Origin of the sequence: Kitasatospora sp. NPDC088783 (assembly GCF_044750705.1) — a bacterium.
GTDB lineage: Bacteria > Actinomycetota > Actinomycetes > Streptomycetales > Streptomycetaceae > Kitasatospora > Kitasatospora fiedleri.
Genome location: NZ_JBIVKJ010000012.1, coordinates 205,922 through 224,349, shown reverse-complemented (window position 1 = coordinate 224,349; position 18,428 = coordinate 205,922). Strand labels below are relative to the sequence as shown.

At 73.0% G+C, this 18,428-nt stretch carries 15 protein-coding genes, 1 rRNA gene and 1 riboswitch; of the genes, 13 read left to right on the top strand and 3 right to left on the bottom strand.

What is annotated here, in order from left to right; genetic code table 11:
• The 12 genes from rrf to ACIP60_RS29195 all read left to right on the top strand — a co-directional run.
• Nucleotides 1-87, top strand: a 5S ribosomal RNA gene (gene rrf / locus ACIP60_RS29250); the annotation flags it as partial.
• Nucleotides 88-188: 101 nt separating this feature from the next.
• Nucleotides 189-800 (top strand): CDP-alcohol phosphatidyltransferase family protein, encoded by a 612-nt coding sequence (locus tag ACIP60_RS29245; protein ID WP_400689782.1) that lies wholly within the window; start codon nt 189-191, stop codon nt 798-800.
• Between the two features lie 125 nt (nt 801-925).
• The gene (locus tag ACIP60_RS29240) at nt 926-3,421 is read left to right on the top strand and encodes a sugar phosphate nucleotidyltransferase (RefSeq protein WP_400689779.1); all 2,496 of its coding nucleotides are present in this window, start codon (nt 926-928) and stop codon (nt 3,419-3,421) included.
• Nucleotides 3,422-3,546: 125 nt separating this feature from the next.
• Nucleotides 3,547-4,608 (top strand): DUF881 domain-containing protein, encoded by a 1,062-nt coding sequence (locus ACIP60_RS29235; RefSeq protein ID WP_400689776.1) that lies wholly within the window; start codon nt 3,547-3,549, stop codon nt 4,606-4,608.
• Nucleotides 4,605-4,937 carry a small basic family protein gene (locus ACIP60_RS29230; RefSeq protein ID WP_030463668.1) on the top strand — a complete coding sequence of 111 codons (333 nt, stop codon included), beginning with the start codon at nt 4,605-4,607 and terminating at the stop codon, nt 4,935-4,937. The genes ACIP60_RS29235 and ACIP60_RS29230 overlap by 4 nt, the downstream gene beginning before the upstream one ends.
• Before the next feature lie 9 nt (nt 4,938-4,946).
• On the top strand, nt 4,947-5,846 hold the full coding sequence (locus tag ACIP60_RS29225) for a DUF881 domain-containing protein (RefSeq protein ID WP_400689773.1): 900 nt from the start codon (nt 4,947-4,949) through the stop codon (nt 5,844-5,846).
• A gap of 502 nt (nt 5,847-6,348) precedes the next feature.
• Nucleotides 6,349-6,891 carry an FHA domain-containing protein gene (locus ACIP60_RS29220; RefSeq protein WP_318552205.1) on the top strand — a complete coding sequence of 181 codons (543 nt, stop codon included), beginning with the start codon at nt 6,349-6,351 and terminating at the stop codon, nt 6,889-6,891.
• A 65-nt stretch (nt 6,892-6,956) separates the two neighbouring features.
• On the top strand, nt 6,957-7,700 hold the full coding sequence (locus ACIP60_RS29215; RefSeq protein ID WP_400689794.1) for a MerR family transcriptional regulator: 744 nt from the start codon (nt 6,957-6,959) through the stop codon (nt 7,698-7,700).
• 96 nt (nt 7,701-7,796) lie between these two features.
• Complete coding sequence (locus tag ACIP60_RS29210) at nt 7,797-8,270, top strand: bifunctional nuclease family protein (protein ID WP_030463664.1); 474 nt, start codon at nt 7,797-7,799, stop codon at nt 8,268-8,270.
• A 270-nt stretch (nt 8,271-8,540) separates the two neighbouring features.
• Entirely contained in the window at nt 8,541-9,218 is a 678-nt protein-coding gene (locus ACIP60_RS29205) for a MerR family transcriptional regulator (protein WP_400689769.1), read from the top strand.
• A 64-nt stretch (nt 9,219-9,282) separates the two neighbouring features.
• On the top strand, nt 9,283-10,020 hold the full coding sequence (locus tag ACIP60_RS29200; RefSeq protein WP_400689766.1) for a vancomycin high temperature exclusion protein: 738 nt from the start codon (nt 9,283-9,285) through the stop codon (nt 10,018-10,020).
• 60 nt (nt 10,021-10,080) lie between these two features.
• Entirely contained in the window at nt 10,081-11,454 is a 1,374-nt protein-coding gene (locus tag ACIP60_RS29195) for a DNA polymerase IV (protein ID WP_400689764.1), read from the top strand.
• A gap of 102 nt (nt 11,455-11,556) precedes the next feature.
• Here the strand turns inward: ACIP60_RS29195 and ACIP60_RS29190 are convergent, their stop codons facing one another.
• A complete protein-coding gene (locus tag ACIP60_RS29190; protein ID WP_400689761.1) occupies nt 11,557-13,026 on the bottom strand; it encodes an MFS transporter in 1,470 nt (489 codons plus the stop codon).
• A 162-nt stretch (nt 13,027-13,188) separates the two neighbouring features.
• Nucleotides 13,189-14,295 carry a PRC and DUF2382 domain-containing protein gene (locus tag ACIP60_RS29185; RefSeq protein WP_400689758.1) on the bottom strand — a complete coding sequence of 369 codons (1,107 nt, stop codon included), beginning with the start codon at nt 14,293-14,295 and terminating at the stop codon, nt 13,189-13,191.
• Between the two features lie 189 nt (nt 14,296-14,484).
• Nucleotides 14,485-14,591: riboswitch (glycine riboswitch) on the top strand.
• A gap of 219 nt (nt 14,592-14,810) precedes the next feature.
• On the opposite strand from ACIP60_RS29185, the gene gcvP reads away from it, so the two are divergent.
• The gene (gene gcvP / locus ACIP60_RS29180) at nt 14,811-17,684 is read left to right on the top strand and encodes an aminomethyl-transferring glycine dehydrogenase (RefSeq protein ID WP_400689755.1); all 2,874 of its coding nucleotides are present in this window, start codon (nt 14,811-14,813) and stop codon (nt 17,682-17,684) included.
• Nucleotides 17,685-17,758: 74 nt separating this feature from the next.
• Here the strand turns inward: gcvP and ACIP60_RS29175 are convergent, their stop codons facing one another.
• Entirely contained in the window at nt 17,759-18,133 is a 375-nt protein-coding gene (locus ACIP60_RS29175; protein ID WP_400689752.1) for a DUF1844 domain-containing protein, read from the bottom strand.
• Nucleotides 18,134-18,428: the final 295 nt, after the last annotated feature.

Genomic DNA, 18,428 nt, shown 5'->3' with positions numbered 1-18,428 from the left:
GGTTACATTCCGAACCCGGAAGCTAAGCCTCACAGCGCCGATGGTACTGCAGGGGGGACCCTGTGGGAGAGTAGGACGCCGCCGAACAATCTTTGTGGGAAAGCCCCCTGACGGGATGTCAGGGGGCTTTCTTGTTGTAGGGTCGGTCCCGCACAGTTGTCGGTGGTGAAAACAGGAGGCTCCGCACAGTGGAGGTCCAGGAGACGCGCGTTCAGACCGACCGGGTCCTCACGATCCCGAACCTGCTGAGCATGGCTCGGCTGGTGGGCGTGCCGATCTTCCTGTGGTTGGTGCTGTGGCCGGTCTTCGGGGGGCCGAAGAACGACGGGTGGGCGATTGTCGTTCTGATGTTGAGCGGGGTCAGTGACTACCTGGACGGGAAGCTGGCCCGGCGGTGGGGGCAGATCAGCCGGCTGGGGCAGTTGCTGGACCCGGCCGCGGACCGGTTGTACATCGTGTCGACGCTGGTGGGTCTGACCTGGCGGGAGATTCTGCCCTGGTGGCTGACGGCGCTGCTGGTGGCGCGGGAGGCGTTCGTCGGGGTGGTGCTGTTGCGGCTCAACCGGGCGGGTTACGGGCCGTTGAACGTGAGTTTCCTCGGGAAGGCGGCTACGTTCAATCTGATGTACGCGTTTCCGCTTCTGCTGCTGGGGGTGGGCACAGGGTGGGTGCACCAGGTTGCGGGAGTGGTGAGTTGGGCGTTCATCTGGTGGGGGACGACGCTGTACTGGTGGGCCGGTGCGCTGTATGCGGTGCAGGCCCGGCAGATCCTCCAGGCGGAGCACGCTGCTGCCGTTTGAGATCAGCCTGAGACGTTTTACACGCCCTCCGCGGTGAGTCGGACGTTTGCTTCCGGGTAGGGATGCGTCGGACCGGTTTGATGGACCCGCAGGGGTTCACCACCGCGAAGGAGGACGCACCCGTAATGAAAGCCGTTGTGATGGCGGGCGGAGAGGGCACCCGACTCCGCCCCATGACTTCCAGCATGCCCAAGCCGCTGCTGCCGGTGGCCAATCGGCCGATCATGGAGCACGTGCTGCGGCTGCTGAGGCGACACGGCCTCAATGACACCGTGGTGACCGTGCAGTTCCTGGCCTCGTTGGTCAAGAACTACTTCGGTGACGGCGAAGAACTGGGCATGCACCTCACCTACGCCAACGAGGAAACCCCGCTGGGCACGGCCGGCAGCGTGAAGAACGCCGAGGACGCCCTGCGGGACGATTCCTTTCTGGTGATCTCCGGCGACGCACTGACGGACTTCGACCTCTCCGATCTGATTGCCTTTCACCGGGAGAAGGGCGCGCTGGTGACGGTGTGCCTGACCCGGGTGCCGAACCCACTGGAATTCGGTATCACCATCACGGACGAGGAGGGGAAGGTCGAGCGCTTCCTGGAGAAGCCGACCTGGGGGCAGGTGTTCTCGGACACCGTGAACACCGGTATCTACGTGATGGAGCCGGAGGTCTTCGACTACGTGGCGGCCGGCGAGTCGGTCGACTGGTCGAGCGACGTGTTCCCGCAGTTGCTCAAGGAGGGCAAGCCGGTCTTCGGCTACGTCGCCGAGGGCTACTGGGAGGACGTGGGCACGCACGAGAGCTACCTGAAGGCCCAGGCGGACGTCCTGGAGGGCAAGGTCCAGGTCGAGCTGGACGGGTTCGAGATCTCGCCGGGCGTGTGGGTGGCCGAGGGTGCGGAGGTGGACCCGGAGGCCGTGCTGCGGGGGCCGCTGTACATCGGCGACTACGCCAAGGTCGAGGCCGGCGTGGAGCTGCGCGAGCACACCGTGCTGGGGTCGAACGTGGTCGTCAAGCGCGGGGCGTTCCTGCACAAGGCCGTGGTGCACGACAACGTGTACGTGGGGCCGCAGAGCAACCTGCGCGGCTGCGTGGTCGGGAAGAACACCGACGTGATGCGGGCCGCCCGGATCGACGAGGGGGCGGTGATCGGTGACGAGTGCCTGATCGGCGAGGAGTCGATCGTCGCGGGCAACGTCAAGGTCTACCCGTTCAAGACGATCGAGGCCGGCGCGTTCGTCAACACCTCGGTGATCTGGGAGTCCCGCGGCCAGGAGCACCTGTTCGGGGTGCGCGGCGTGTCGGGCATCCTGAACGTGGAGATCACGCCCGAGCTGGCCGTGCGGCTGGCGGGGGCGTACGCGACCACGTTGAAGAAGGGCGCGACGGTCACCATCGCGCGTGACCACTCGCGTGGTGCGCGGGCGTTGAAGCGGGCGATGATCTCGGCGCTGCAGACCAGCGCGATCGACGTCCGGGACCTGGAGAACGTGCCGATGCCGGTGGCCCGGCAGGCGACGGCGCGGGGGAGCGCGGGCGGGATCTTCCTGCGTACCACGCCGGGGGTGCCGGACTCGCTGGACATCCTGTTCTTCGACGAGCGCGGGGCTGACCTGTCGCAGGCCGGGCAGCGGAAGCTGGACCGGGTGTACGCGCGGCAGGAGTTCCGGCGGGCGTTCCCGGGCGAGATCGGCGACCTGCTGCACCCGGCGAGCGTGTTCGACTCGTACGCGACGAACCTGTTGCGGTCGGTGGACACCTCGGGGGTGCGGGAGGCCGGGCTGAAGGTCGTGGTGGACGCGGCGCACGGCAGTGCCGGGCTGGTGCTGCCGAGCATCCTGGGGCGGCTCGGGGTGGAGGCGCTGACGGTGGCCGGCGGTCTGGACGAGTCCAAGCCGACCGAGGGCGCCGAGGAGCGGAAGGCGGCGCTGGCCAGGCTGGGCGGGCTGGTGGCCTCCTCGCAGGCCGCGTTCGGCGTGCGGTTCGACCCGGTGGGTGAGCGGGTGTCCTTCGTGGACGAGCTCGGTCGGGTGATCCAGGACGACCGGGCGCTGCTGGTGCTGCTGGACCTGGTGGCGGCCGAGCGCCGTTCCGGGCAGGTGGCGCTGCCGGTGACGACGACCCGGATCGCCGAGCAGGTGGCGGCGTACCACGGCACCCAGGTGATCTGGACGACGACCTCGCCGGACGACCTGGCGAAGGCCGCGGCGGCGGACGGCACGATCTTCGGCGGCGACGGGCGCGGCGGCTTCGTGGTGCCCGAGTTCTCCGGGGTGCTGGACGGGGCGGCGGCGTTCGTGCGGCTGGTCGGCCTGGTGGCGCGGACGCAGCTGACGCTGAGCCAGATCGACGCGCGCATCCCGCAGGCGCACATCCAGAAGCGGGACATCGCGACGCCGTGGGCCGCCAAGGGCATGGTGATGCGCTCGGTGGTGGAGGCGGCCGGGAACCGGAAGCTGGACACCACGGACGGCGTGCGGGTGGTCGAGCCGGACGGCCGGTGGACGCTGGTCCTGCCGGACCCGGCGGAGGCCGTCACCCACCTGTGGGCGGAGGGCCCGGACGACGAGGCGACCGAGCGGCTGCTCGACGAGTGGGCCGCGGTCGTGGACGGCGCCGGGAGGTAGTGCGGAGAAATCCCGGTGGGGGCGGGCCCGCGGGTCCGCCCCCACCGGCGTTTGTCACGATCCTGTGCCGAAACCCTCCTGCGGGGCCCGGGGCTGGTCGTGGGGCACCTCGTGGTCGTGAAACGATGTGGCGCATGCCAGCAACGCCGACGCCGAGTGACCCGGAGGGGCGCTTCCGCCGCCCGGACGCCTCGATGTCCCTGCTGACCACGGTCATGGAGCACTCGCTCGACGACGGGTACGCGGCGGCGGCCCGGGCGCGCGGGGCGGAGGGCAGCTCCCGGATGCCGTCGACGGCCAGGGGGCGGCTGGTGCTGGCCCTGGGGCTGGCGCTGGCCGCGGTCGTGGTGACGGTCGGGGCGGTGAACACGCACGCCGCGGCGCCCGTCCTGGCCCAGGAGCGGGACGCCCTGGTGACCCGGGTGAACGACGCCAACAAGGCGGCGGACGAGTTGCAGCGGCAGGTCGAGGCGGACCGCGACAGGGTCGAGAAGGCCCAGGAGGCGGCGCTGCAGACCGGCGACGACAGCGCGGCGGCGCAGCTGGCGGCGCGCACCGGGACCGGGGAGATCACCGGGCCGGGCGTCAAGCTGGTGATCGACGACGCGTCCGGGAGCGGTTCGGGCGGCAACGTCAGCGATCCGCGGAACACCGGCGGCTACGGCAAGGACGGCCGGGTCAAGGACCACGACCTGCAGTACGCGGTGAACGGGCTGTGGCTGGCCGGCGCGGAGGCGGTGTCCGTGAACGGGCAGCGGCTGACCGCGCTGTCGGCGATCCGGGCGGCCGGCGACGCGATCCTGGTGGACAACCGGCCGCTGGTGCCGCCGTACACGGTGCTGGCGATCGGGGACGGGCCGCGGCTGGCGCAGGCGTTCCAGGACAACGAGGGCGGCCGCTACCTGAAGATCATCCAGGACAGCTACGGCATCCGGTCGACGGTGTCGGCGCAGAAGTCGCTGACGCTGCCGGCCGCGCTGGGCGTGACGCTCCGGGTGGCCGGGCCGGAGGCGTCCCCGTCCCCGGAGTCCCCGGCCGAGCCGTCGTCCTCCCCCTCGTCGTCCCCGTCCGTTTCACCGTCGCCGTCCGGTGCGCCCTCGGGGTCGCCGGGTGCGGCGCCGTCGAAGTCCGCGCGGTCGACCGCGACGAAGTCCACTTCCACTGGAACAGGAGCTGCTACACCGTGATTGCCGTACTGGGTCTGGTGATCGGCGTGATCGTCGGCGTGTTCGTGCAGCCGGAGGTGCCGAACGCGGTGGTGCCGTACCTGCCGATCGCGGTGGTGGCGGCGCTGGACGCGGTGTTCGGCGGCGTGCGGGCGATGCTGGACGGGATCTTCGACGACAAGGTCTTCGTGGTGTCGTTCCTGTCGAACGTCGTGGTGGCGGCGCTGATCGTCTTCCTGGGCGACCAGCTGGGCGTGGGGTCGCAGCTGTCCACCGGCGTGGTGGTGGTGCTGGGCATCCGGATCTTCTCGAACGCGGCGGCGATCCGCCGGCACGTGTTCAGGGCGTAGGGAGCGGCTGTGAGCGAGGAGCGGGAGCCGCGGGAGCGGGACGCGGGACGGCCGGAGCCGGAGGTGCCGGTGGTGCCGGAGGCGGGGGACACGCCCGGCGCGCGGTCCGCGGCGGCGGCGCGGGAGGCGTCCGGGGAGCCGCCGGTGGTGGCGTCCGCGGGGTCGGAGCCGGTGGAGCCGCCCGCGGACGGGCGGACCCGGCTGAGGGCGGCGGTGTGGCCGCCGCGGGTGTCGCGGGGGCAACTGGTGGTGGCGCTGCTGCTGTTCGCGCTGGGGCTGGCGCTGGCGATCCAGGTGCGGTCGACCAACGACCACAGCGAGCTGCGCGGGGCCCGGCAGGAGGACCTGGTGCGCATCCTGGACGAGCTGGACGGGAAGCAGCAGCGCCTGCAGTCGGAGCGGACGCAGCTGGAGCAGTCCCTGGCGCAGTTGGAGAACTCGTCCAACCAGGCCAAGGAGGCCCAGGAGCAGACCCGCAAGAAGGCGGCCGAACTGGGCGTGCTGGCGGGGACGGAGAAGGCGACCGGCCCGGGGATCGTGCTGACGATCGATGATCCCCAAGGGCAGGTGAAGGCGGATATGCTGCTGGACACCCTGCAGGAACTCCGAGCGGCGGGGGCGGAGGCGATTCAGATCAACGACGTGCGCGTGGTGGCCGGTACGTACTTCACCGACAACTCGTCGGGCGGCGGCGTGCAGATCGACGGGAAGAGCGTCTCGCAGCCGTTCCGCTTCACCGTCGTGGGCAACCCGCAGGACCTGGCTCCGGCGCTCAACATTCCCGGTGGTGTGGTGCGCAGCCTGGAGAACCACCAGGCGCGGGCGACCATCGTCCAGCAGCAGAAGGTGCTGGTGGACGCGTTGGCCACCCCGAAGCCGTTGCAGTACGGCAAGCCGGCGGCGAAGTGACGGGGCGCGCTCCGTACGGTTCGTCAGCTGCGGGCAGCCCCCGGTGGTGGGTTTCCGCGGCGGGTCGGCGACACTGGGTCTTACCGTTCGTCAGTCCCCGGCCGGATGCCGGGCCCACCGCCACACCGAGCCTTGAACCCTGCCCCGCGGGCGGTTCTGTCACACGCAAGGGGATTCGCCCGTGAGTTTTCTCTCGAAGCTTTTCGGCCGCAACAAGAAGGCCGCCGAGGCGCCGACCGCGCGTTACCGGCAGGAGGACGCCGGGGTGCCCCCGATGCGTCCGGCGCCGGAGGGGCAGCGCCCGATGTACCGGGACGACGTGACCCAGGGCGCGGGCATCCCGACCGGGCAGTTCGACGGGGCCTACGGCGCGTCGGTTGATTCCCCGGGCGGGCCGCGCATAGGTTTCCCGGCAGGACCCTCAACCTCCGGTGGAGGGTTTGCCCCGGACCCCTATGCCGGGCACGTCCAGTCGGGTGTGCCGCGCCAGGAGGCTGTGAACATGGCTGGCACCAGCCCGTGCCCGCGGTGCGGGAACCGGAACCCGGCCCAGGCCCGGTTCTGCTCGAACTGCGGTACTCAGCTGCGTGGCGGCGGGTTCCCGGAGGGCGCGGCCGAGACCACCTCGACCATCTCGATCTCCGGCATCGAGTCGTACGACCCGACGGCGACCTCGACGGGTGCCACGCCGGCGCTGTCGGCCGAGGTGATGGCGGCGATCGACGCGCTGCCGCCGGGATCGGCGCTGCTGATCGTGCAGCGCGGCCCGAACTCGGGCAGCCGGTTCCTGCTGGACTCGGACGTGACCACGGCGGGGCGGCACCCGCAGGGCGACATCTTCCTGGACGACGTGACGGTGTCGCGTCGGCACGTGGAGTTCCGTCGGCAGCCCGACGGCGGCTTCTCGGTCGCGGACGTGGGCAGCCTGAACGGCACCTACGTGAACCGGGAGCGGATCGACGAGGTGCTGCTCGGCAACGGCGACGAGGTGCAGATCGGGAAGTACCGGCTGGTGTTCTTCGCCAGCCACCACCGGGGGTACTGACCACTTCTCCGTTTGGAGCCCGAGTGACCCCACAGATTCCTACCCCGTCCCTCGGGTCCTCGCCCGTGCCGGCCTCGCGCCGCACGGGCGAGGCGCGCCGGCGGGGTGACGAGCTGCTGTCGATCGGCGCGGTGCTGGCCTTCCTGCGGGACGACTTCCCGGAGGTGACGATCTCCAAGATCCGCTTCCTGGAGGCGGAGGGCCTGGTCGAGCCGCAGCGCACCCCGTCCGGCTACCGGAAGTTCTCGGCGGCGGACGTGGAGCGGCTGGCGTACGTGCTGCGGATGCAGCGCGACCACTACCTGCCGCTGCGGGTGATCCGCGAGCACCTGGACGCGATCGAGCGCGGCGAGCAGCCGCCGGCGCTGCCGGGGGCGGAGTCCCGTCCGGGGCCGCTGGAGGAGGCGGACCGGGAGCTGGCGGCCGCGGCCGCCGGGCCGAGCGGGGTGCGGCTGGGCCGGGCCGAGCTGATCGCGGCGGCCGAGGCGCAGGAGCGCGAACTCGTCGAGTGGGAGTCGTACGGCCTGGTGCAGCCGGGGCCGGACGGCGGGTACGACGGGGAGGCGCTGCAGATCGCGCGGCTGGTGGCGGAGCTGGGCCGGTTCGGCCTGGAGCCGCGGCACCTGCGGGCGATGAAGGCGGCGGCGGAGCGCGAGGTGGCGCTGGTGGAGCAGGTGGTGGCGCCGCTGCGGCGGCACCGCAACCCGCAGACCCGCGCGCACGCGGAGGCGACGGCGCGGGAACTGGCCACCCTGTCGGTGCGGCTGCACGCGGCGATGGTGCAGGCGGGGCTGCGCTCCCGGGGCTGAACGGCCGGTGGCGCGGGGGCGGGCGGCGGTCCTGATCGCGGTGGCCGCTGCCTGCTGCGCTTTCCTATCGGGGGCGCGCGCCATAGGGTTGCTGGTGTGAATGAGCTCGACGTCGTGGGTGTCCGGGTGGAGATGCCCTCCAACCAGCCGATCGTGCTGCTCCGGGAGGTCGGCGGTGACCGCTACCTGCCGATCTGGATCGGGCCGGGGGAGGCCACCGCGATCGCCTTCGCCCAGCAGGGCATGACCCCGGTGCGGCCGCTGACGCACGACCTGTTCAAGGACGTGCTCGGCGCGCTGGGGCAGCAGCTGACCGAGGTGCGGATCAACGATCTGCGGGACGGGGTGTTCTACGCGGAGCTGGTGTTCGCCGGTGGTGTCGAGGTGAGCGCGCGCCCCTCGGACGCGATAGCGCTGGCGCTGCGCACCGGTACGCCGATCTACGGGAGCGAGGAGGTGCTGGCGGAGGCCGGCATTTCGATCCCGGACGAGCAGGAGGACGAGGTCGAGAAGTTCCGGGAGTTCCTGGACCAGGTCTCGCCGGAGGACTTCGGGGGCGGCCCGCAGTAGGCCCCGGGCCCCCCGTTCCGCTAGCCCGGTCGGCGGTGCGCCGCAACTCGGCTCGACCGGAAAACCATTCCGCTACCCGCGCATGGGGCACGAATAACCACTCGATGGGGTGAAGTTTCTGGAAGCCCCCGGCGTGGCGATCGTTGACGGTGCTTTGGCGACTGCCTACCGTCAGGTGATGGCCCGCCGGACGGGCCACCCGCAGCCCGGGGCCCGGCAGGGCTCCTGCGGGTCCCGTGGGGCCTTGGGCGGAATGGACGGAGGTTGGCGATGAGCGGCACCGGCGACGAGACGCGTTCCGGAGCGCTGTGCGCGGTGCACCTGCCGCGCGCCGGCCGGGCTCTGATCGGGCGGCCCTGGCGGCCCGAACCCGAGGCGGAGGAGCTGCCGCGGCTCGGCCGCTTCCCGGCCGTCCAGCCCGGGCAGCCCGCGATCGAGCGGCTCGCCCCGACCTCCGCACTGGTCGGCTACCGCGGCCCGACGGCCTGCGCCGCGGCCGGCATCACCTACCGGCAGCTCGACTACTGGGCGCGCACCGGGCTGCTGGAGCCCTCGGTGCGCTCCGCGTACCCGGCGGGCGCGCAGCGGCTGTACAGCTTCCGGGACATTCTGCTGCTGAAAATCGTCAAGCGGCTGCTGGACGCCGGCGTGTCGCTGCAGAACATCCGGGTGGCCGTCACCCACCTGCAGTCCGCCGACCCGGCCGACCTGACCGGGCTGACCCTGATGTGCGACGGGGCGACGGTCTACGAGTGCACCTCGCCGCAGCAGGTGGTCGACCTGCTGAACGGCGGCCAGGGCGTGTTCGGCATCGCGGTCGGCGCGGTCCGGCAGGAGCTGGAGGCCACCCTGGGGCGGCTGCACGGCGAGCGCACCGACACCGGCGAGACGCTGCTCGGCAACGACCCGGGCGACGAGCTGGCGCAGCGCCGCAACCGCGCGGGCTGACGGCGCGGCGGCCGTCCGGCCGGGTCGGGGAACCGGCGGGCCGGTCCGGGCCGTCCTGGTCCGTGTGTCGACGATCTTGAGGTGTGCGGGGCGGCGGGCCCGGGCGGTGTGGCGCGCGGTGCGCCCGGTGGACCGGCGGCGGCAGCGCCGCTGGTTCCAGGCGGTGGTGCTCTGCTCCGCGCTGGGGCTGGCGCCGGACGCCTGGCTGCACCTCACCCAGTCCGGGCGGGTCGGCACGGTGGCCGACGCGCCCGAGGCGCCGGTCGCGGTGGTGTTCGGCGCCGGGCTGATGGACGGCGCGCCCTCCCCGTACCTGGCGCACCGGCTGGACGCGGCGCTGGAGCTGTACCGGGCGCACAAGGTGCGGGCGATCCTGGTGACCGGCGACAACGGCACCGTCCGGTACGACGAGACCGACGCGATGCGCGGCTACCTGATCGACCGCGGGGTGCCCGCGGTGCGGGTGGTCGGCGACTACGCGGGCTTCGACACCTGGGACTCGTGCAGCCGGGCGCACCGGATCTTCGGCGTCGACCGGGCGCTGCTGGTCAGTCAGACCTTCCACGTCCGGCGGGCGCTGGCGCTGTGCGCGGCGGCCGGGATCGACGCGTACGGGGTCAGGGTGGAGGAGTGGCACGACGTCACCTGGGAGTACGGCGAGGCGCGGGAGGTCGGCGGCGCGCTGAAGGCGGCGGTGAACGTGCTGCTGCGGCCGGACCCGACGCTGCTGGGGCCGCGCGAGGACGGGGTGGCGCGGGCGCTCGCGGACGCGGACGCGGCGGGGGCGGGCGGGACCGGCTGAGCCGGGGCCGCGCCGGGGGAGCGCCGGGGGATTGTCGGTGGGGCGCGGGATGATCGGGCGGTGCGGACCGTGCCGAGCATCATCCACCTCGACATGGACGCCTTCTTCGCCGCGGTGGAGCAGGCGTCCAAGCCGAGCCTGCGCGGCAAGCCGGTCGTCGTCGGCGGCCTCGGCGGGCGCGGCGTGGTCTCCACCGCCTCCTACGAGGCCCGGAAGTTCGGCGTGCACTCGGCGATGCCGATGGCGCAGGCCCGCCGGCTCTGCCCGAACGCGGCGTTCCTGACCGGCCGGTTCGAGGCGTACCGGGCCAACAGCGAGATCGTGATGGGCCTGCTGCGGGAGCGCTCCCCGCTGGTCGAGCCGCTCAGCCTGGACGAGGCGTTCGTCGACCTGGAGGCCGGGCCGTACGGGCCCGCGCTGGCCGCCGCGTCCACGCCCGCGGCGGGCGCCCAGCTGGTGCTGGCGCTGGCCGAGGACCTGCGGGCCGACATCCTGGAGCGCACCGGGCTGACCGCCTCGGTCGGCGCCGCGGCCTCCAAGCTGATGGCGAAGATCGCCTCCGAGCGGGCCAAGCCGGACGGGCTGGTGCTGGTCGAGCCCGGCACCGAGCGGGCGGTGCTGGCCCCGATGCCGGTGCGGGCGCTGCCCGGGATCGGCCCGGCCACCGAACAGGCGCTGCGCCGGGCCGGGTTGACCACGGTGGCGGACCTGGCGGAGGCCGGGTTCGGGGAGCTGGTCGGGCTGCTCGGCAAGGCGCACGGGGCGGGCGTGTTCCAGATGGCGATCGGCTGGGACGAGCGGCCGGTGGTGCCGGACCGAGACGCCAAGTCGGTGTCGGTGGAGGACACCTTCGAGGTCGACCTGGCCGACCGGGACCGCATCCTGCGCGAGATCGAGCAGCTCGCCGCGCGGTGCGTGCGCCGCCTGCGGGCGGCCGGGCGCTCCGGGCGGACGGTGGTGCTCAAGGTCCGCCGCTTCGACTTCTCGACGCTGACCCGCTCCGAGACGCTGCGCGGGCCGACGGACGACGAGGAGGTGATCGCGGCGACGGCGCGCCGGCTGGCCCTCCAGGTCGACGTCACCGGCGGGGTGCGGCTGCTGGGCGTGGGCGTCGCGCAGCTCGCGGACTACACCCAGGAGGACCTGTTCGCCCAACTGGAGCGGGAGGAGCGGGAGTCGGGGACGGCGGCGGTGGTCGAGGAGGCGGTGGCGGAGCCGGTGGCGGCCGATCCGGCGGCCCGGCGCTGGTGGCCCGGGCAGGACGTGACGCACCGCGAGTTCGGCCCCGGCTGGGTGCAGGGCAGCGGGGTCGGCCGGGTGACGGTGCGCTTCGAGACGCCGTACTCGGGGGTGGGCCGGGTGCGGACGTTCGCGGTCGGGGACGAGGAGCTGGAGGCTTCGGGCGCGCTGCCGCTGCGGCCCCCGGCGGGGTGAAGGGCGTGCGGGGGCGGAGGGAGCAGGAGCACCCCCCGCCGATGCCCGTGGCGGGGGGTGCTCCTGCTGCTCGCGTGTGTCCAGTACGCGAGGGGGACGCCGTCAGGCGTCGGTCTTGGTGAGGGCCGGGGCGGCCTGCTCGGCGGGGGCCGGGGCGGACTTGACGGCCCGGATGGCGAACGGGACGGCGGCGGCCACCAGGCACATCGCGCCGGCCACCCAGAAGGCGTTCCGGTAGGCGTTCTCGGTGGGGAGCTGGATCGGCACCGGGAGCTTGAGGATGTCGCCGGTGAGGATCGCGCTCATCACCGCGGTGCCGACCGCGCCGCCGACGGTGCGCAGCACGGCGTTCATGCCGTTGGCGATGCCGGACTGCTCGGCGGGGACGGCGCCGTTGATGTAGGCGGGCATCGCGGCGTAGGCGAGGCCGACGCCGAGGCCGAAGACCGCGGAGGAGAAGTAGATGTCGAACTCGGCGCCGTGGCGCAGCGCCAGGTAGGCCATCGAGACGGCGCCGAGGAAGCCGCCGAGCACCAGCGGGAGGCGGGGGCCGCGGCGGGCGATCAGCAGGGCGCCGAGCGGGGCGGCGACCATCGAGCCGATCGCGGAGGGCAGCAGCATGACGCCGGCGTGCAGGACGGTGGCGGTGAAGCCGTAGTGGGTGAGCTTCTCCGGGGTCTGCGCGAAGTTGCTGATCACCATGAACGAGCCGTACATGCCGAAGCCGATCAGCAGGCCGGAGATGTTGGTGAAGGCGACGGCGGGGCGGGCCATCATCGACAGGTCGACCAGCGGGTGGGCGACCTTGGACTCGACCAGGAGCCAGACCAGGGCGACCACGGCGGCGACGGCGAACAGGCCGAGGGTGCGGGTGGACGTCCAGCCCCAGTGGTTGCCCTGGCTGACGGCGACCAGCAGGGCGGAGAGCCAGCCGGCCAGGGTGAGCGCGCCGAGCGGGTCGGCGCCGCCCTCCTTGTCGGTGACCGGGTCGGCGGGGACCCGCAGGACCACCAGCAGGACCGCGATCAGGCCGAAGACCAGGCCCATCCAGAAGATCGACTTGTAGCTCCAGTGCTCCAGCAGCAGGCCGGTGGCGACCAGGCCGAGGCCGGAGCCGACGCCCATCGAGGCGGAGATCGCGGCGACGCCGCCGGTCACCTTGTGCCGGGGCAGCTCGTCGCGGACGATGCTGATCGCCAGCGGCAGCACGCCGCCGCCCGCGCCCTGCAGCACCCGGGCGACCACCAGCCAGGTGAAGGAGTGGGTGGCCACCGCGAGGCCGGAGCCGAGCACCAGGCCGGCCAGCGAGACCAGCAGCATGGGCTTGCGTCCGCGCAGGTCGCCGAAGCGGCCCAGCAGCGGGGTGAGCACCGCCGCGGAGAGCAGGTTGGCGGTCATCAGCCAGGTGATGTTGGAGCCCGAGACGTTCAGCTCGCGGGCCAGGCCCGGCAGGATCGGGACGACCGCGGTCTGCACCACGCTGAAGGCCAGCATGGCCAGGATCAGGGCGGGCAGGACCCGGGCGCTGGTGGGCTTGGCGGCCGTGGGGGTGGGCTGTGGTGCCTCACTCACGGGGACTCCTCCGACAGGTTGCTTCAGAAAGGCGATAGTGCAGGGACTGAAGTAACGATGTCGGGAGATGCTTCACTCTGTCAAATATCGATCGGTGAAGCTTTGGCAAAGCGCCGGCCCCGGCCCGCCGGAGCGGGCCGGGGCCGGACGGCCGACGGGCCGTCAGGAGCGCAGCGGCTCCGGGCGGGCGTGCTCCGCGCTGCCGTTCGCGGCCGACTGCGGCCGGGCCGCCGGCGACTGCGGCTGCGCGTTCCACGGTTGGCGCTGCCGCGGCCCCTCGCCGTCCCCCTCGCCGGTGGTCGCGTCGTGCACCTCCACCTGCTCGCGGCGCAGCTCCTCGCGGACCACCTCCTCCTCGGTGTACCGCTCCACCACCAGCCGCACCCGCTCGATCGGCGCCAGGTACTTGTGCACCACCGGGCGCTCCTCGCGCAGCGTGACCTCCTCGACCGCCTCGGCGATCTCCTGCTCGCTCAGCGCCGCCCGCTCCGCGTCCGACACCGGGATCCGCTCCACCCGCACCCGCTCGCGCACCACCGGCACCCGGCGCTCCACCTGCTCGGTGGTCACGTACTTGCGCAGCCGGGTGGTGCCCACCTCGTGCCACTCGGTGCTGATGTCGATCCGCTCCTCGCGGCAGGTGATCTCCACCGGCGCGGTCGGCTCCGCCGCAGCCGACCGGGCGGACGGCTGCTGCTGCGACCGCGGTTGCGGCTGGGCCTGCTGGTGCCTGCCCGCGGCGTGGGCGGCCGGGGCCGCGGCGGCGGCGCCGGGGGCGGGCGCCGGGGTGGGGGAGGAGGCGACGGTGCCGAAGTCGCGGTCCGCGGCGGGCGCCGCGGGCTCCTCGCGCGGGTGCTCCTTCGCGGTCGCCGCCGCCCCGGCGGTCCCGGCCGCCGCTGCCGTCCCGGTCGCCGCTGCCGTGCCGTCCACCGCCGCCCGGCCCGAACCGGCGTCGCCGCCCGTGTCCAGCCCGTAGTAGCGGTACAGCTGCAGCTCCTGGGCCGGCGAGAGGTGCTGGCCCACGCCGAAGTCCGGCGACTCCTTGATCAGCGACTTGTCGTACGGGACGCGCAGCTCGTCGCCCGCGAACTCGCTGGTGGTCAGCGGGACGAAGGCGTCCCGGCCGAAGATCCCCGTGCGGACGGCCGCCCACTCCGGTTCGCCGGTGGCGTCGTCCAGGTACACCTCGTCGACCGTGCCGATCTTGTCACCGTTCCGGTCGACCGCCTTGTGTCCGATCAGGTCGCGCGGATCGATATCGGTCTGCACGCTGTCCTCCAGTCCTGCTGCTCCTGGGAAGATCCGTCCGGAGGCGGCCGGAGGAGCGTGCCGGGCCGCCACTTCACACCAAACGGCACGTCACGGACGGCGGCACCCCGGACACCGCCGTCCGGGGCAGATCACAGGGCCGCACCGGTGATACGGGAGGCCCGCGCTGGTAACCTCGGAGGCGACCGCCGAGCCCGCTCGGGAGAGTCCCGGAACCGCCCGAACGGCGGGGTGCGGGGCGCCGAAGGAGCAACCCCTCCCCGGAATCTCTCAGGCATCCGTACCGAACGGGCCAGGTCACTCTGGAAAGCAGGGCAGGACGGTCGGCACCGGAGCCGGCCGACCCGGCCCTCGCCGACGGTGCAAGCCGGGCGGGCCCGCGCGGTCCGGACGTGCGAAGCTCTCAGGTACCGATGACAGAGGGGGAGGCTGACGGGTTCGTACGCCCAGGCGCTCCCACGGCCGCCGACCGCGTGCGTACCACCGCCGGTCCGCGACCAGGAGGCCCGACCCCCATGAACGCCCAGCCGACGCTCAGCGACCTTGAGCAGGCCAGCCCCTTCGAGCACCGCCACATCGGCCCCGACAGCGACGCCCAGCAGAAGATGCTGGCCCAGGTCGGCTACGCCTCCCTGGACGAGCTGTCCGACGCCGCCGTCCCCGACGCCATCCGCAGCCTCACCGCGCTCGGCCTGCCCGCCGGCCGCAGCGAGGCCCAGGTGCTCGCCGAACTGCGCGAGCTGGCCGGCCGCAACCAGGTCCTCACCTCGATGATCGGCCTCGGCTACTACGGCACCTTCACCCCGCCGGTCATCCTGCGCAACGTGCTGGAGAACCCGGCCTGGTACACCGCCTACACCCCGTACCAGCCGGAGATCTCGCAGGGCCGCCTGGAGGCGCTGCTCAACTTCCAGACCGTGGTCGCCGACCTGACCGGCCTGGACACCTCCGGCTCCTCGCTGCTCGACGAGGGCACCGCCGCCGCCGAGGCGATGGCGCTGGCCCGGCGCGTCACCAAGAACAAGGCCGGCGTCTTCCTGGTCGACGCCGACACCCTGCCGCAGACCCTCGCCGTGATCGAGACCCGCGCCGAGCCGACCGGCGTCGAGGTCGTCACCGCGGACCTGTCCGACGGCATCCCCGCCGAGATCGCCGAGCGCGGCGTGTTCGGCGTGCTGCTCCAGTACCCCGGCGCGTCCGGCGCGGTCCGGGACCCGAAGGCCGTCATCGAGCAGGCGCACGGGCTCGGCGCGGTGGTCGCCGTCGCCGCCGACCTGCTCGCCCTCACCCTGCTGCGCTCGCCCGGCGAGCTCGGCGCCGACATCGCCTGCGGCACCTCGCAGCGCTTCGGCGTCCCGATGGGCTTCGGCGGCCCGCACGCCGGCTACCTGGCCGTGCGCGCCGAGTACGCCCGCAACCTGCCCGGCCGCCTGGTCGGCGTCTCCGTCGACGCCGACGGCAACCGCGCCTACCGGCTCGCCCTGCAGACCCGCGAGCAGCACATCCGCCGCGAGAAGGCCACCTCCAACATCTGCACCGCGCAGGTGCTGCTCGCCGTGATGGCCTCCATGTACGCCGTCTACCACGGCCCCGACGGCCTCGCCGACATCGCCCGCCGCACCCACCGCTACGCCGCCGCGCTCGCCGCCGGCCTGCGCGCGGGCGGCGTCGAGCTCGCCCACGACGCGTTCTTCGACACCGTCACCGCCGTGGTGCCCGGCCGGGCCGACCAGGTCGTCGCCGCGGCGCTGGCCGGCGGCGTCAACGTGCACCGGGTCGACGGCGACCGGGTGTCGGTGTCCTGCGACGAGACCACCACCCGCGCGCACCTGGCGGCCGTGTTCGCCGCGTTCGGGGTCGAGGGCGCCGAGATCGCCGAGGACGCCGACGCGCTGCCCGCCGGGCTGCTGCGCGAGGACGAGTACCTCACCCACCCGGTCTTCCACAGCCACCGCTCCGAGACCGCCATGCTGCGCTACCTGCGCCGGCTCTCCGACCGCGACTACGCGCTCGACCGCGGCATGATCCCGCTGGGCTCCTGCACCATGAAGCTCAACGCGACCACCGAGATGGAGCCGGTCACCTGGCCCGAGTTCGGGCAGCTGCACCCGTTCGCGCCGGTCGACCAGGCGGCCGGATACCTCACGCTGATCCGGGAGCTGGAGCAGCAGCTGGTGGAGGTGACGGGCTACGACGCCGTCTCGATCCAGCCCAACGCCGGTTCGCAGGGCGAGCTGGCCGGGCTGCTGGCCGTCCGGGCCTACCACCGGGCGAACGGCGACACCCAGCGCGACGTCTGCCTGATCCCGTCCTCCGCGCACGGCACCAACGCCGCCTCGGCGGCGATGGCCGGCATGCGGGTCGTGGTCGTCAAGACGCTGGCCGACGGCGACGTGGACGTCGAGGACCTGAAGGCGAAGATCGCCCAGCACGGCGAGCAGCTGGCCGTGCTGATGGTCACCTACCCGTCCACCCACGGCGTGTTCGAGACCGAGATCACCCGGATCTGCGAGCTCGTCCACGAGGCCGGCGGCCAGGTGTACGTCGACGGCGCCAACCTCAACGCGCTGGTCGGCCTGGCCAAGCCCGGCAAGTTCGGCGCGGACGTCTCGCACCTCAACCTGCACAAGACCTTCTGCATCCCGCACGGCGGCGGCGGCCCCGGCGTCGGCCCGGTCGCGGTGCGCGCGCACCTCGCGCCGTACCTGCCCAACCACCCGCTCCAGGCCGAGGCCGGCCCCGCGACCGGCGTCGGCCCGATCTCGGCCGCGCCCTGGGGCTCGGCGGCGATCCTGCCGATCTCCTGGTCGTACGTCCGCCTGATGGGCGGCGAGGGACTCAAGCGCGCCACCCAGGTGGCCGTGCTGAACGCCAACTACATCGCCAAGCGGCTCGCCCCGCACTACCCCGTGCTCTACACCGGCCCCGGCGGGCTGGTCGCGCACGAGTGCATCATCGACCTGCGGCCGCTCAGCAAGGAGACCGGCGTCAGCGTCGACGACATCGCCAAGCGGCTGATCGACTACGGCTTCCACGCGCCGACCATGTCGTTCCCGGTCGCCGGGACGCTGATGATCGAGCCGACCGAGTCCGAGGACCTGCACGAGATCGACCGGTTCTGCGAGGCGATGATCGCCATCCGCGGCGAGATCGAGAAGGTCGGCGCGGGCGAGTGGGCGGCGGACGACAACCCGCTGCGCAACGCCCCGCACACCGCGGCGATGCTGGCCGGCGAGTGGGCGCACCCGTACACCCGCGAGGAGGCGGTCTTCCCGGCGGGCGTCAACCCGGCGGACAAGTACTGGCCGGCGGTGCGGCGGATCGACGGCGCGTACGGCGACCGGAACCTGGTCTGCTCGTGCCCGCCGCTGGACGAGTACGACGCGTGAGCGCGGAAGCCGCCCGGCCGGGGGAGTTCCCCCGGTCGGGCGGCTTCGGCGTGGGGCCCCGGGGCCCGGGGGTGTCAGGAGTAGACGGGGCCGGTGAACTTCTCGCCGGGGCCGGTGCCGGGGGCGTCGGGGACGAGGGAGGCCTCGCGGAAGGCGAGCTGGAGGGAGCGGAGGCCGTCGCGGAGGGGGGCGGCGTGGAAGTTGGAGATCTCGGGGGCTCCGGCGGTGACCAGGCCGGCCAGGGCGGTGATCAGCTTGCGGGCCTCGTCGAGGTCCTTGTCGGCCTCGCCGCCCTCGGCGAGGCCGCACTTGACGGCGGCGGCGCTCATCAGGTGGACGGCGACGGTGGTGATCACCTCGACGGCGGGGACCTCGGCGATGTCACGGGTCAGGTCGTCGAAGCCGAGGGCCTGGTCGGACTCGGGCGCGTGGTCGGGCTGGCTGGTCAAGGCGTCACTCCGGAGTGCTGGTGCGAAAGCGGGGTACGGATGGAGCGTACAAGGCGGGTGGCGGGGGGTCGGAATACCGGTCGGCCCCGGAACGCTGGTATGATTCGAGACTGACCGGCCAGGCGAGCCTTCGGGTTGCCCGGCCAGCAAGTGGAGGCTCCACTCCAGGAGGCCCGAGAGGGCAACCGCGAAAGTCTCCCACCTGATCGGCCGAAGGGCCGGCGGGTCCGGTCCGTGGTGGGCGCCGCGAGGATTGCCCGCTGCCAGTGGTGTCCGTCAGGACATCCCGGAACGT

Coding starts and splice junctions, on each gene's coding strand:
- ACIP60_RS29240 (WP_400689779.1), top strand. CDS start 926: ATGAAAGCCGTTGTGATGGCGGGCGGAGAGGGCACCCGACTCCGCCCC.
- ACIP60_RS29235 (WP_400689776.1), top strand. CDS start 3,547: ATGTGGCGCATGCCAGCAACGCCGACGCCGAGTGACCCGGAGGGGCGC.
- ACIP60_RS29220 (WP_318552205.1), top strand. CDS start 6,349: ATGGCTGGCACCAGCCCGTGCCCGCGGTGCGGGAACCGGAACCCGGCC.
- ACIP60_RS29205 (WP_400689769.1), top strand. CDS start 8,541: ATGAGCGGCACCGGCGACGAGACGCGTTCCGGAGCGCTGTGCGCGGTG.
- gcvP (WP_400689755.1), top strand. CDS start 14,811: ATGAACGCCCAGCCGACGCTCAGCGACCTTGAGCAGGCCAGCCCCTTC.